This window comes from Candidatus Dormiibacterota bacterium (assembly GCA_035532835.1).
Classification (GTDB): domain Bacteria; phylum Vulcanimicrobiota; class Vulcanimicrobiia; order Vulcanimicrobiales; family Vulcanimicrobiaceae; genus DAHUXY01.
This window is the reverse complement of record DATKQG010000096.1, coordinates 104,192-118,603: the sequence shown is the minus strand read 5'-3', so window position 1 is coordinate 118,603 and position 14,412 is coordinate 104,192. Positions and strand designations below refer to the sequence as shown.

Annotated in this window: 10 protein-coding genes; 1 reads left to right on the top strand and 9 read right to left on the bottom strand. The window is 61.1% G+C overall.

Annotated elements, in window-relative coordinates; all coding sequences use genetic code 11:
* Positions 1-76: 76 nt before the first annotated feature.
* From VMW12_12435 to VMW12_12405, 7 genes are all read right to left on the bottom strand, one after another.
* The gene (locus VMW12_12435; protein ID HUZ50524.1) at positions 77-2,671 is read right to left on the bottom strand and encodes a S8 family peptidase; all 2,595 of its coding nucleotides are present in this window, start codon (positions 2,669-2,671) and stop codon (positions 77-79) included.
* A 13-nt stretch (positions 2,672-2,684) separates the two neighbouring features.
* Positions 2,685-3,704, bottom strand: a complete 1,020-nt coding sequence (locus tag VMW12_12430) for an ATP-binding protein (GenBank protein ID HUZ50523.1) — start codon at positions 3,702-3,704, stop codon at positions 2,685-2,687.
* A 165-nt stretch (positions 3,705-3,869) separates the two neighbouring features.
* On the bottom strand, positions 3,870-4,832 hold the full coding sequence (locus VMW12_12425) for an APC family permease (protein HUZ50522.1): 963 nt from the start codon (positions 4,830-4,832) through the stop codon (positions 3,870-3,872).
* Between the two features lie 52 nt (positions 4,833-4,884).
* Positions 4,885-7,995: a glycosyl hydrolase gene (locus VMW12_12420; GenBank protein HUZ50521.1), complete on the bottom strand. Its 3,111-nt coding sequence runs from the start codon at positions 7,993-7,995 to the stop codon at positions 4,885-4,887.
* Positions 7,996-8,199: 204 nt separating this feature from the next.
* Entirely contained in the window at positions 8,200-9,510 is a 1,311-nt protein-coding gene (locus VMW12_12415; protein HUZ50520.1) for an amino acid permease, read from the bottom strand.
* Between the two features lie 51 nt (positions 9,511-9,561).
* Positions 9,562-10,893 carry a cytochrome P450 gene (locus tag VMW12_12410; protein HUZ50519.1) on the bottom strand — a complete coding sequence of 444 codons (1,332 nt, stop codon included), beginning with the start codon at positions 10,891-10,893 and terminating at the stop codon, positions 9,562-9,564.
* On the bottom strand, positions 10,886-11,227 hold the full coding sequence (locus tag VMW12_12405; protein ID HUZ50518.1) for a stress response translation initiation inhibitor YciH: 342 nt from the start codon (positions 11,225-11,227) through the stop codon (positions 10,886-10,888). Before VMW12_12405 ends, VMW12_12410 begins: the two co-directional genes overlap by 8 nt.
* A gap of 57 nt (positions 11,228-11,284) precedes the next feature.
* Between VMW12_12405 and VMW12_12400 the strand changes: the two genes are divergently transcribed.
* Positions 11,285-11,818: a TIGR00730 family Rossman fold protein gene (locus VMW12_12400; GenBank protein ID HUZ50517.1), complete on the top strand. Its 534-nt coding sequence runs from the start codon at positions 11,285-11,287 to the stop codon at positions 11,816-11,818.
* On the opposite strand, the gene VMW12_12395 is transcribed toward VMW12_12400, so the two are convergent.
* The gene (locus VMW12_12395) at positions 11,815-13,968 is read right to left on the bottom strand and encodes a prolyl oligopeptidase family serine peptidase (GenBank protein HUZ50516.1); all 2,154 of its coding nucleotides are present in this window, start codon (positions 13,966-13,968) and stop codon (positions 11,815-11,817) included. The two genes, VMW12_12400 and VMW12_12395, sit on opposite strands and share 4 nt — an antisense overlap.
* A 59-nt stretch (positions 13,969-14,027) precedes the next feature.
* Entirely contained in the window at positions 14,028-14,411 is a 384-nt protein-coding gene (locus VMW12_12390) for a carboxymuconolactone decarboxylase family protein (protein ID HUZ50515.1), read from the bottom strand.
* Position 14,412: the final 1 nt, after the last annotated feature.

Here is a 14,412-nt window from a genome sequence, read left to right as displayed (position 1 = left end):
TTCCCAAGTCCTTACAGGGCATTAGGAGCGGCTTCCCCGTGGCCTGAGAATGTCCGCCGGAAAGCAGCCATAGGCATTAGGGTTGTACCTGTACGGCCTGTCGAACGCGCTCGGCAACCTGCTGATAAATCGGCAGGTCAAGCTCTTCGCCGACCTCCATTGTCACGGCCAAGCAATACGGCGCCTTATCTTCGAAGCTCCCGGCATCCGCCTTACAGTTAACGGAAATGAGAATCGACGACTCGGGCTTGAGCACTCTCGCCTCATCGCCAACGAAAATCTCGTGCTGCAGCGTCCCGCGTTGTGCTGGCCTATTATGAACTTCGGCTCGCGCAGACGATACAGCCAATCCTGGTTTCGCGTCTTCCGCTGGGAAATTGAACCATAGATGGGCTCGCCGATAATTGTTATGTCGCGGATTCATTTGCGACAGCCAGGAAAGCGTGACCACGAGCTTTCGCATCCCTCTGCGACCACTAAGCGCTAGCGGCAAAGGAAACGTGTAAACGTCGGCCTCCCCATCGGTAAGACTCCCATACCCAATCAGTGTAATGCGGCGCGAATTACAAAGGACGGAGCGGCTAAAGTCAGCGATGCCATTACCAAGGTATTTCGCTACATATTCTCGCTGCTTTACAAACGGTGGGAGCACGCTCGGCTCAGCCGCAAGGGCCTCTATGTATCGCTCTCCCAGCGTTCCCCATTCTGCACCATGAACAGACAGCGTCTTTAATGCAACTGCCATATACCCATTCGGAACACTTCCTTCGACCATGCGTTGATTGCTCAGCAGCTCGTAAAGAAAAGCAGCATTTCTGGTGGCAAACGCGCATGCATTGCTTGTTCCCCTTATATGGCTCTCTCGCGACGCCACTAATCCGGTGCCCCGCGGCGGTGGTGCTGCGACGCGATTTCCTGGCGGTCTTAGCGCCCTCACCATCCGCACTCTGGTCCTACCAGGTTCCTGAACGTTTGCTTCTTCCAAGAGAATCCGACCGCCGTCGAAAAGGACGTCAGGCTTAATGGCCCTCCGATAACCAAACCCATGCGCATTGAATGGACTCGGCAGCACGTCCTGAAACGCCAAAACCTGTCGTTCCAATGGAAGCGGCTCAGACGAATCTCGATGCGCAGAACCAACTGTTAAAGCGTTCACTGCCTCTGCTGGGCTCAAAAGTCGGCGATCAAGCGTTTGTCGCTCAAGTCCCCTAATGAGTTGGCTCTCCACATCGAGCGCCGGCAGTATTGCAAGGGAATCGCGCGTGATATCTAGATCAACGTCCTGAACATGGTTCCCAGCAGAAACGAGGAACAAAACCTTATACTTCCATGCAAGCCAATCCAAAAGTCGCGCACACGGGCTGATACTTCTTAAAAACATTCGCGACAGATCGCCGACGGATAAGTTGATAACGAATATCCTGCCGACGCCCGGTAATGACTCGTCAAACAGCCGTTCTACGGAACGCCGCACAATATCAGCGAACGGTACTCCTTCCGGGACACATTCGACCCGCGGATCATTCCGCCAATCGGCTGGATCAGGCATCAGAATCGGGCGTATATAGACAGGCCGCGTGAGCGGCGACTCCCTCGCACCCAAGTCGCCATGAACGACGAGAGAGGCCATCGCCGTCCCGTGAACACGATCGGATGCGGCAACTGTCGCCGCCCACCCATCGGGGTCATCGATGATTAGCCGATCACTGAGCAAAGGATGATTCCCTACTGGCAGCCCGTCCAGGATCGCGACCACAGCTTCTTTACTATTATCAGGGAGCGGCCGCGTCGCCGCATCTTCCGTCGGGATGAAGTCTCCCTCGTCCGATGAAACAAGCGCCTGCGCCGCTGGGCGAAGATACATCACTCCCGGGTTCTTAAATATCGAGGCCGCACGGTCGCCCTGCATATTGCGCACTACATCCGACGGAAGCTCGCCGACGGCTACCTGATAATCTATTTCTGAGATGACGTAATGCCCGGCCACACGGCCGCCGGCATCTTCTACCGCTGCCCTAAGTTCTGCCTCAGCCTTTCGTCTCTTGTCCTCATTTTGCGAATACCAAAGCTCGGCCTCGAACGGGACCACGTTCAAGCCGCCTTCAAGCCGCAGGCGCCAATCTTTTACCAACTCGTCAGTAACACGATCTTGCTCGTCCCAAAGGCGGATGGTATGAAGCTGCTTGAACACGTCGCGCCATTTGTTCAGCCCGCGGCGGAATTGCGCCGCCGGATTCTCTTTGTAACGATCCCAAAGTGACAGCAGCTCGCGCATCGCGCTTTGATTCGAGAACATCAAAAAGAGCGTTCCTGCCACCCGCTGTCCTTCATTACTGGTCGCGAAGTCTAGGCTCGGATCGATATCTTCTGTATCCCATTCGCCTATCCACTTGAGCCCCTCAACGTATCTCGTGGCATTTACGAAGTCGACAACACGCCCAGCTATCTCAATGACGAGAACGAGGTCGGATTCGACGCCATCAGGCGCAACCTGCAAAGCCGCATTGAAGCGATCTTGAAGGTTCTTGAATTGAGGCTCCGCGCGAGCGATCTGTCGTCCATGAGTCGGGAACGTGAGACGCGGAGGACGGCCAAATCTATCTTGACTAGCGCCTCGCTGCCTCGTCGGGAAAACAATCAGTGGATATTGGCCAGCACCCTCACCGTCCATATATTATCTGACCCTACTTCCTCTTTTTCTTCGCCAAGCTGTTGGAGCGGTTCAAAGTGGGCCTCCGCTGTGCCGCAGCCCGAGTTTGAGCAACCTGCCTCCTAAGCTGCTGGCTAATTATCGCGCGCAGGTCGCCGTCGGGCCCGGCGAGGACGATCTGACGCAGCACGTCTAACGCAAACTCCTCAAGGTCGGAAAAACTGCGGCCGGCGAATTTTCCATCGAGCGCCGAAGCGCTCTTCTGTAGATCGATACCGTAGCGCCGGGTAAACAGCGCGAACCACTCTCGCACCTGTGCGGCGATTGGTGGGGGCATCGCAAGCCGAACCTGAAATCGGCGCCAAACGGCGCGGTCCAATAGCTCCGGATGGTTTGTTGCCGCGACGACAACCACATGCGATGGTAATTGATCGATCTGCAACAGCAGCGAGCTTACTACGCGCTTTATCTCACCCGTCTCGTGCTGGTCAGCACGCTCCTTCGCCACCGTATCGAATTCGTCCAAGAACAGCACGCAACGGCGGGTAGCAACGTAGTCAAAAAGTTGCCTTAGCCGCTGGCTGGTTTCTCCGAGCAAACTCCCGACAATAGACTCGTATCGAGGAACGATCAACGGAACAACAAGAGACTCCGCGATCGCTTCGGCAAGAGTCGTCTTTCCATTACCAGGCGGCCCATTTAGTAGTATTCTATTGCGCGGTTCCAGGCCATGCGAACGAAGAAGCTCCGTCCGATGCTGTTCCTCAACCAGTTGTGATACGGTCGAGTAAACATCGGATGCGAGGATCAGATCCTGTATCCGTATCCGTGGCGAACGCTCATACCAGAGGTCTGTCATTAACGCTGCTGCTAATCGCTGCACATTTGGAGCCGACTTTTCGCGCTCAATCCGCGCAGAGAGTTGATCAGCTAGCACGTGATGGTTCTTGGCGCGCTCTTCGGCTGCCATGGCCTCAACGGCGTGCTTGATCATAAGCGTATCATTGCGATTCGCCGCGTCAACGAGATTCAGAAGCAAGTCCGCACGTGCCATCGTCACCCACTGTTCGCCAAGCCATCGAAGGTTCCGGCACAATCACAGGAAGACCCTCCTCCACTCAATGAGTCCGGGGAGACACCCAACTCACGGTCGAAACTGGCCAGCAAGTACGGCAACGTCGGCATCTTGCTAGGAATCCCCAGAAGGCGATGGCGGAAGCTACCTTACGGCGCGAGCGCGTCGCCACAGAAAGAAGAACACGACGCCCGCTCCCATCACCAAAGCGCCGTAGAGCGTATCCCGCGGATAGGTCAGCAATTCGGCCGCGAAAATTGCGAGGAGCGTGAGAATGAACAGGCCAGTCGTCCATGGATGCCCGGGGACGCGCGCGGTCGGGGGCGATTTATCTGCGTCGCGACGCCGGAGGGCGAACACCGCGCCTGCGGCCATTACCACGAAGGCCCATTCGGGAGCGACGACCCAGTTCACGATTTGTTCGAACGTCCCGCTTGCGGCGATGATCGCCGCAACCAATCCTTCCAATACGATCGCAACGGTTGGGACGTGCGTCCGCGGATTAATCCATCCGACGGCTTTGAAAAACAACCCGTCTCGCGCCATTTGATGATAGATGCGCGGAGCAACGAGCAAACGCGTGCTCATGAACCCGAGGGTCGAAAGCGTGATCGCGACCGCGATAACGCGCGCGCCTACCGGTCCGATTGCGGCCTGCATCACATCGCTGGCCGGCGTGTGCGTGGCGGCCAGGCCGGCGGCACCGAGCGCGTGCAGATATCCGATATTCGCGAGCAGATAGATGACGACGATCGTTCCGACTCCGATAACCAGCCCGCGAGGAATGGTGCGCTCGGGGTCGCGCGTCTCGCCGGTAATAAAACTCGCGCCTTGAAAGCCGTTGTAGGAAAAGAGCACGGGAAGCATCCCAACCCCGAGCGCGCCCAGCAGCGTGCCGCCGCTATGAAACGCGACCGGTGCGGCCGACGCGGCGTTAGGATGCGCGAAGATACCGGCCGCGATCAACCCGCCGATGGCACCGATCTTCAGCACCACCAATACATTCTGCCACGTCCCCCCTTGCCGCACGCCCAGAACGTTGATCGCCGTGACGAACGCGGCGGTAGCTTTTATCCGGCTGTTCTTGAGCCGACGGTCCAGCGACAAATCAATGGAGACCGAACGTCGTCAAGGCGAGGTATCAAGGCACTGACGCCGCTTATCGCGCCGTCAGTGCCTTGAGCCGGTCTTCACCCATCGTGGCGATCTTACGTAAGTCATCGAAGGTTGCGTACTCCGCCGCCGTCGGCTTCTGATACGCATTTTCGAGTGAATTGAGCAAGAAGCCGAGCTGGGCGCGGATTTTGTCGGCATACAGCACGTCGGCTTCGCTCGAATTCATGCGAAGCATGACCAGTTCCGCGATCTCCGCGTTGACTTGGGCCCGACGCGCTGCCGGCAGTCCCGCACGAGCGTTCATCGCCGCGTCGATCGCTCGATCGAGTTGGTCGATCGAATCGTGGATCTTGGTTTCCAGCGCAAAGCGCGCTTCCAGATCGCCGTCGGCCGGATGCAGACGCGGATCGAGCGTCACGGTGAACGGCTGCGTGTACGACTTGCCGCCGTAGTGCAGCGTCACCTGATATTTGCCGGGCAGAATCGTCGGTCCGTCGCCGACGTCGGGGAAGTCGTCGGTTTCGGCGTTACGGAATCCCGGAACGTCGTAGGCCGGCGGGTACTTCATATCCCACTGGAACGTATTCATTCCCGGCTTGACTGCGGTCGCTTCGGCGATGTCGTGCGCACGCAACGCCGTGCTGTCCATCAGCGCCCGCTGCGCTCTGGTCAGCTTCTTCTCGTGCTTGTTCGCTAGATGCAGCGTGAAATTGCGAATCGTCGCGCCCGACGCATCCTCGAACGTGAGCGTCGCCGGCGTGCGGCCGTTATAACCCTTGGGTATGTCGAAGAATACCGTCGTTCCGTACTTGGGATTCGCGCCCGCGGTCGGATCGTTGCTTCCGTATCCGCCGCCACCGTACGCGTGGGTTAGCCACGCGTTCTCCGGTGCGTAGAGATAGGCGGCATCCGCGCCGGGCTGATCGCCGCGCGCAATCTGTTCGAGCAGCGCCAGATTGTCGAGAATCCAGAACGAACGGCCATGCGTGGCCGCCACCAGTTCGCCCTCACGCGCATCGATCGCGAGATCGCGAACCTGCACGCCGGGAAGATTGAGCGTAAGCGGCGTCCAGCGGCCGCCGTCGTCGAAGCTCGCGTAGACCGTGCTGCGCGTACCCACGAAGAGCAGGCGCGGCTCGCGCGGATCCTGGCGCACGGCGAACACATATTGATCGTTCGGCAGATTCGCCGAGATCGTCGTCCAGTGCGCACCGTAGTCGGTCGTCTTATACACGTACGGGTGGAAATCGTCCCACATGTAACGCGATGCCGACAGATATGCCGTGCCCTCCGCGGTGTGCGACGGTTCGATCGAGCTGATCTGCGCCCATTGCGGAAGCGCAGGCGGCGTGACGAGTTTCCAACTGCCGCCGTGATCGGTCGTCACGTGCACCAGGCCGTCGGCCGATCCGGCCCAGATCACGTCCTTGTTGAGCGGCGAGACCGCGAGCGACGCGACGTCGGGGAAGGTTTCCGCGCCGGTTTGATCCAGGAAAATCGGACCGCCGGTCGGCCCCTCGGTGCTCTTGTCGTTGCGAGTGAGATCGGGGCTGATGACCTTCCACGTCTGTCCCTGATCCATACTCGAGAAGACGACTTGCGAGCCGACGAGCAACTCTTTGGGATCGGCGGGAGAGAAAAAGATCGGGTGCGTCCACCCGAAACGGTACTTGGTTTCTGCCGCGGGCGAGCCGGCCATGTAGCGCGGCCACGGGCTCACGTTCTTTTCTTCACCGGTGTGATTGTTCAGGCGCACGAGTGAGCTGTTGTAGCCCGCCCCGTACGTCACGTCGGGATGACCCGGTTCGGGCGCGACCCACGTGCTCTCGCCGAGCGCGACCGACTGCCATGCCGAAAGCGGAATCGCGCCGCCCGGCATCGCGCTCGGGGCCTCGAAGGCCCCTTCGTCCTGCTGCGCGCCGTAGACATGAAACGGGAACTGGTCGTCGAGCGCAACTTTATAGAATTGCCCGGTCTTCTGATTCCACACGGTGCTCCATGTCTTGCCGCCGTTCGTCGACACCGTCGCGCCGCCGTCGTTGCCCTCGAGCATGATCTTGGGATGGAGCGGATTGACCCAGATGATGTGGTGATCGCCATGCGGGATCGAGGGGATCACTTTCCACGTCTTACCGCCGTCGGTCGTCTTGTAGACGCTGTCGACTTGCGGCGCGTACGCGACGTTCGCATTGGTCGGGTCGGCGAAAATCGCCGTATAGTAGAAGGCGCGCTGGCGCAGCTTCATCTCGTTGTTGACCAGCTTCCAAGTCGCCCCGCCGTTCTGCGAGCGGAACACGCCGCCGTCCTTGGCCTGCACGATCGCGTACACGATGCGCGGGTTGCTCGCCGCGACCGACACGCCGATCTTTCCGAGCAGGTCTTTGGCGAATCCGGGATTGGTCGAGATCTTGGTCCAATGCGCACCGGCGTCGGTCGTTTTATACAAGCCGCTGCCGGGGCCGCCGCTGGTCAGCTTCCACGGCACGCGCTGTGCCTGCCACATCGCGGCGTACAACACGTTCGCGTTGTGCGGGTCCATCACCAGGTCCACGCCGCCGGTTTTCGCGTCGACGTACAGAATCTTGTGCCAACTCTTGCCGCCGTCGGTCGTCTTGAAAACGCCGCGGTCGGTGTTGGGCACGAACACGTGGCCCATCGACGCAGCGTACACGACGTTGGGATTGTGCGGGTCGACGACCAGTTTGGTCGTCATATGCGTGTTGCGTAACCCGGCGTAGTGCCAAGTCTTACCGGCGTCGGTCGTCTTGTAGATACCGTCGCCCGTGTCGAAATCGCTGCGGATGTCCGCCTCGCCGGTGCCCGCGTAGATGACCTTCGCATTTGAAGGCGCCACCGCGAGCGCGCCGATTGGATCAGCGATTCCCGGAATCTTGCCGTCGGTAATATTATCCCACGTCAGGCCGTAATCGGTGCTCTTCCAAACGCCGCCTTCGACGCCGCCCATGTAGAACAGGTTGGGCTCATTTGGAACGCCCGCGACCGCGACGACGCGTCCTCCGATCGCCGGACCGATGCTGCGCCACGACAGCTTGGAGATCAATTGCTCTTTGGTCGGAGCTGTTGCGGCGGCGCGAATGGCCAGCGGAGCAGCGACCACGATAACGGCAAGAACGCCGGTAAGAAAGCGCTTCATCCCGACCATTATGACCGCGCGATTCGGAGAATCCTGTCTCTAACCAGCGCGGCGTGCAATCGAAATCGTAACGGTCAATCGCGGTCCGCCCCCGGGCATCCGATTCGAACGCGATGTGCTGTGCCAATGTTTTGACCATGTACAGACCGGTCGCCCTCGCCGGCGGCGCCTTCCGGCATGGCCAGTTGTTCTGAGCCCGGCAAGCTACCTTACGGCGCGAGTGCGCCGCCACACAAAGAAGAACACAACGCCCGCGCCCATCACCAAAGCGCCGTAGAGCGTATCTCGCGGATAGGTCAGCAATTCGGCCGCGAAAATTGCGAGCAGCGTAATAATGAACAAACCGGTCGTCCATGGATGCCCGGGGACGCGCGTGGCCGGCGGCAGTTTATCTGCATCGCGACGCCGGAAGACGAACACCGCGCCTGCGGCCATTACAACGAAGGCCCATTCGGGAGCGACGACCCAGTTCACGATTTGTTCGAACGTCCCGCTGGCGGCGATGATCGCCGCAACCAATCCTTCGAGCACGATCGCGACGGTTGGAACGTGCGTCCGCGGATTAATCCATCCGACCGCTTTGAAAAACAACCCGTCTTGCGCCATTTGATGATAGATGCGCGGGGCAACAAGCAAACGCGTGCTCATGAACCCGAGCGTCGAAAGCGTGATCGCGACCGCGATAACGCGCGCGCCTACCGGTCCGATTGCGGCCTGCATCACATCGCTGGCGGGCGTGTGCGTGCGGGCCAGGCCGGCGGCACCGAGCGCGTGCAGATATCCGATATTCGCGAGCAGATAGATAACGACGATCGTTCCGACTCCGATAACCAGTCCGCGAGGAATGGTGCGCTCGGGGTCGCGCGTCGCGCCCGTAATGAAACTCGCACCTTGAAAGCCGTTGTAGGAAAAGAGCACGGGCAGCATCGCTACCCCGAGCGCACCCAGCAGCGTGCCGCCGCTATGGAACGCGACCGGTGCTGCCGACGCGGCGCTAGGATGCGCGAAGATACCGGCCGCGATCAATCCTCCGATCGCGCCAATCTTCAGCACGACCAAGACGTTCTGCCACGTCCCTCCTTGCCGCACGCCCAGAACGTTGATCGCCGTGACGAGCGCGAGCGTTACGACCGCGACGATCGTCGGCGCGACGTGCAAGCCGGTTAACGGCTCGAAGTATCCGGCAAATAAGACGGCGGCTGCGGCCGTGCCGCCGGTGTCGCCGATGAAGAGGAGCGTCCAGCCAAAAACAAACGCGACGCCGGGGTTATAGGCGTCGCGCAGGTACGCGTAGAGCCCGCCGCTGAGCGGGCGCCGGGCGGCGAGTTCCGCAAAGACGAAGGCGCCGATTACCGCTACAACTCCGCCCAACGCCCAGCAGGCGAGGATTAGGGCGGGAATGTGTGCCCGCTGCGCGACAACCGACGGCGTTCGGAAGATTCCCGAGCCGATCACGGCTCCGATCGTAATCAACGCCAGATCGAGTGTGCCGAGCCTGCGTAGTAGCGATGCCACAACCGCAGACTCGCGCGTTGTATTGCTCGACTCCTCCACGCGCGCTCGCGGCTAGGCGGTTTGCTTCGTCGCCTGCACGAGCATGGGGCCCTTGGGGCGGAGCGTAACCAGCGGGTCGATCCGGATATCCGGGCCCGGCGTCCGCGCGAAGGTGAAGCTGCGCGCGATATACGCGAGCAAGAGCGTCGCTTCCATCCAGGCGAAGGCTTCTCCGATGCAACGACGCGCGCCGCCGCCGAACGGAACGTACGCAAACGGGATGCCCTCGCCATCGTTCCATCGATCGGGGTCGAACTCCAACGCGCGCGGATAGAGCGAGGGCGTGCGCTGCAACACGAGCGGTGAAATGAGCACCGTCGCTCCGCCGGGGATGGGATAGCGCCCGAGCAACTCGACGTCGGCGAGAGCTTGGCGCCCAATAATCCAGGCCGGCGGATAGAGACGCATCGCCTCCTTTACCACGCGGGTGGTGTATTCCAAGGCTGCGAGTAACGCGAACGGATCCGCGCTAAAATCCATGCCCGCGCTCTCGGCGCGCAAGCGCTCGACAACCTCGGGATGCAATGCCAACAGATACCACGTCCACGTCAACGCATTCGCCGTGGTCTCGTGGCCGGCAAGGAATAGCGTCATCACCTCATCGCGAATCTGCTCGTCGCTCGGGCGATCCGCGCCTTCGGCCTCTCCGGCTGCAAGCAGCAGCGAGAGCGCGTCGCCGCGTTCGCTCGCCGACCGGCGCCGTTCCGCAATCAGGCCGTAGACGATCGCATCCAATGTCGCCCGGGCGCGCTCGAAGCGCCGCGTCGATGCTAGCGGCAATCGCCGGCGGAGCTTGCCGATCGGGCCGATCGCTCCGGGAAAGACGTCCATCGTTTCGTGCAACGCATCGCGCACGGCTTGCGCTTGATCCGCAGTATCCGCGCCGAACAGCGTACTCCCCGCAATCTTGAGGGTGAGTTCGCTCATCGCCGTGTGCATGTCGAACGTTTCGCCATCGTGAAGGCCGGCCACGAACTCGCGCGCGTGCTCGAGCATCGTTACGCCGTACGCACCGATACGCGCGTGATGAAACGCCGGCTGCACGATGCGACGCATCTTGCGATGCAACGGGTCCTCGCTGGTGAGCAAGCCTTCGCCGAGCAGAATGCGCAGCGTTCGCACGCCCTCCGATTTCACGAACGCGTGCTGTTGCGTTACGAAGACCGCTTTGATCGCCTCCGGATCGTTGACGAACACGAATCGTCTCCACGGCAGCGCGAACGTCGAAACCGGGCCGTATTGCGCAGCGGTGGCTGCGAGAAAGGTGGGCAGCGCACGATACGGCGTGGGCAACAATGCGCGCGTGGTCGCCCACATGCTTGGGCCGGGGAGCGCCTTAGCCACCCGCGAGCTTCGCCTTGCGGCCCTGGGCCGCAAACCACGCGGCAATCTTCTCGCGGTGATCGCCTTGTATCTCGATCGTACCGTTCTTCGTGGTTCCGCCCGTGCCGCAGTGGCGCTTGAGCGCCTTTGCCACGTCCGCGATCTCGCGTTCGTTCAAGCCGTGCACGAGACTCACCGTGCTCGCGCGCCGTCGCTCGCGTGCGATCCGGATCACGCCGTCTTGGGGCAGGCTCGGTTTGGCAGCTTGGCCGGGGGCCTTTTGCCGGCCGGGCTTCGGCTCGGCGAGAAAGCCGGATTCGCTGGAGTACACGAGCCGCCGATCGTCGCTAGGCATCCCCGCTGTTTGCTCCGGCAGGCGCGTATATTCCGCTTGCCTAAAGCGCTGCGCGGTATGCCCCGACTTTGCCTCTTCTGCGGCGCGCGCTCCGGCCACGACCGCGCCTTCGACCCGGTTGTCCGCGAGGTCGCGCAAGCGATCGTGCGCGCCGGATACGGCATCGTCTACGGAGGCGGACGCGTCGGGCTCATGGGCACGCTCGCGGACGCCGCGCTTGCCGAGGGCGGCGAAGTGATCGGCGTCATCCCCGAAGCGCTCGAACGCGCGGAGATCGCGCACACCGGCGTCACGCAACTGCACGTGGTCGGCAGCATGCACGAACGCAAGGCGCTCATGGCCGATCTGAGCGACGGCTTCATCGCCTTGCCGGGCGGCGTCGGCACGATGGACGAGTTCTGCGAGATCCTTACGTGGCGACAACTCGGCATCCACGACAAGCCGATCGGTTTACTCAACGTCGACGGCTTCTACGACGATCTCCTGGCCCTGTTCGATAGCATGTTGGAACGGGGCTTCCTTGCCGATCCCACGCGCAAACTGTTCGTCGCCAAGCCGACGATCGGCGAGCTTCTCGAGCAGTTCGCCTAGAATCCAACCGGAATCTCGACGTGGAGATTTTTGGCTAAGAACGCGTAGATATCGGCGTATTCGTCGATGCTCTTGGCGATCGGCGTTCCGCCGCCGTGCCCGGCCTTCGATTCGATTCGCAAGAGGATTGGAGCATCTCCAGCCTGATCGGCCTGCATCGTTGCCGCAAACTTGAAGCTATGCGCCGGGAAGACGCGGTCGTCGTGGTCGGCCGTCATGATCATCGTCGGCGGGTAGTGCGTGCCGGGGCGAACGTTTTGCAACGGCGAGTAACGCAAGAGCGTCTCGAATTGCGCCTTGCTGCACGTCGCGCAACCGTATTCCGGAATCCACGCGTTGCCGACCGTGAATTTGTCGTAGCGCAGCATATCGAGCACGCCGACGCCGGGGAGCGCGGCACCGGCGAGATCGGGCCGCTGCGTCTCGACGGCTCCGATCAGCAGGCCGCCGTTCGATTCGCCTTTGATCGCAAGCTTTGCGGTGGACGTATAGCCTTTGGCTTTGAGGTACTCTGCGGCGGCGATGAAATCGTCGAAGACGTTCTGTTTGTTCGCCAGCATCCCGGCGCGATGCCAGGCTTCGCCGTACTCCGATCCGCCGCGGATGTTGGCGACCGCGTAGATGCCGCCCATCTGCAGCCATGTGGCGATGAACGACGAGAAATAGGGAGTCATCGCAATATCGAAGCCGCCGTATCCGTAGAGAATCGTCGGGTGTGAGCCGTCCAGCGCAATGCCTTTGCGGTGCGCGATCATCATGGGAATGCGCGTTCCATCCTTGCTGCGATAGAACACCTCGTCGGTTTGGTACTCGTTCGCATCGAAGGCGATCTGGGGGCGGCGATAGAGCGTGCTCTTACCGCTCGCGATATCGTAACTGTAGATGGCGCCCGGTGTCGTCCAACTCGCATAGGAGTAGTACACGCGCCGGTCGTCCGGCCAGCCGTCGAAGCCGGAGGCCGAGCCGATGCCCGGCAGCGGAACGTCGCGAACGAAATGCCCGGCATAATTGTAGACGCGCACCGCGGAGTGCGCGTCTACCAGGTAGCTTGCAAAAAACCGATGGCCGGCGGTCGCCACCGAAGCGAGCGCCGCCGCGCGCTCCGGAATGACGGTGTGCAAGACGTTCGGCGAACGAAGATCGATCGATACGACGCGGCCCCGCGGTGCGTTCGCATCGGTTTGAAAGTAAAACCGCGTACCGGCGTTGTCGAGATAATTGTAGCTTGCATCGGCTTTTGCAAAGATCGGCCGAACGACGCGCTTCGCGCTTCGCAAATCGATGTAATACACGCGGTTGTTCGGCGAGGTGCCGGTATTGGTGCTCAGCAGCGCGTATCGGCCGTCCAGCGTAACGGTCGTGCCGATGAACCAATCCTTGTGATCCGGGCGCGCGTAAAAGAGCCGATCGCTGGATTGCGGGGTTCCCAGGCGATGCAGATAGATGCGCTGGTTGTACAGCGCGCTCGTGCGTTCTTTGCCCGGCTTCGGTGTGGCGTAGCGCGCGTACAGAAACGAACGGTTGCCGGGCATCCACGATGCGCCCGAAAATTTGCTCCAGTGCAGAACGTCGGGGAGATCCTTGCCGGTCGCAATATTGCGAACATGCCACGTCTCCCAATCCGATCCGGCGCTCTGCGTCGCGTACGCGATGTATCGTGCATCGGTACTCACGGAGGTATCGCCCAACGCGACCGTCCCGTCTTTCGAAAGCGCGTTCGGATCGATCAGCACGCGTGGCTTCCCGTTCGGTCCGTTCATCGTATACAGAACGTTTTGATTCTGCAGGCCGGAATTGTACGAATAGAAGTACTGGTTCTTCACATGCGAGGGCGCACCGATTTTTTCATAATCGACCACGTGCGTCAGATGCTTCGCGATCGCCGCCCGGGCCGGAATCGCATCCAGGTACCCGCGGGTCAGTTGCTCCTCGGCGCGCTCCCAGGCCAGCGTCGCGGGGGCATCGATGTTCTCGAGCGGCCGGTACGGGTCGGGCACCTTGACGCCGAAATAGGTGTCGACGGTAGCGTCCTTCGGCGCGGGCGGGTACTGCAGCACCATCTGCGGGTGCGCGACGCTCTCCAGCGCAGCCGAGCGAAGGGGCGCGAAAAGCAGGCAGAGGGCAAGGGCGGCGGCGACCGATCGATACATGCCTTCCAGTACCTTCGGGCTGCTTGCTTCTCCTTCGGCAGAACGGGTAGCTCGGGTTTTTAGAGGTTCGTGCGGGAGCGCTTCTCGACCACGCGTTTGACGATCGCCATCGCGACGAGCGCTTTCGGAAAGCCGATGTAGGGGATCAACGTCATCACCGCTTCGACGATCTCGTCTTGGCTCAACCCCACGTTGAAAGCCCCGTGCACGTGCGTCTCCAGCTGCGCGTCGCACCCGCCCATGGTCGCGAGCGACGCGATCGCCACCAGTTCGCGCTGCTTCAGGTCGCCCTCGCGCGCGTAGATCTCACCGAAAGCGAACTCCGTGAGGTAGCGCACGAAATCCGGCGCGATATCGGCGTAGGCGCCGGCGAGATTGTCGGCAACGCGATCGCCATCGACGCGCCGCAGTAACGCCTCGCCGATCTCGCGTTTGCGCGCCACG

What these genes read in the sequence shown, in the direction of transcription:
- VMW12_12405 (HUZ50518.1), bottom strand. Translation starts at nt 11,227, where the DNA reads ATGCCTAGCGACGATCGGCGGCTCGTGTACTCCAGCGAATCCGGCTTT.
- VMW12_12420 (HUZ50521.1), bottom strand. Translation starts at nt 7,995, where the DNA reads ATGAAGCGCTTTCTTACCGGCGTTCTTGCCGTTATCGTGGTCGCTGCT.
- VMW12_12400 (HUZ50517.1), top strand. Translation starts at nt 11,285, where the DNA reads ATGCCCCGACTTTGCCTCTTCTGCGGCGCGCGCTCCGGCCACGACCGC.
- VMW12_12395 (HUZ50516.1), bottom strand. Translation starts at nt 13,968, where the DNA reads ATGTATCGATCGGTCGCCGCCGCCCTTGCCCTCTGCCTGCTTTTCGCG.
- VMW12_12435 (HUZ50524.1), bottom strand. Translation starts at nt 2,671, where the DNA reads ATGGACGGTGAGGGTGCTGGCCAATATCCACTGATTGTTTTCCCGACG.
- VMW12_12430 (HUZ50523.1), bottom strand. Translation starts at nt 3,704, where the DNA reads ATGGCACGTGCGGACTTGCTTCTGAATCTCGTTGACGCGGCGAATCGC.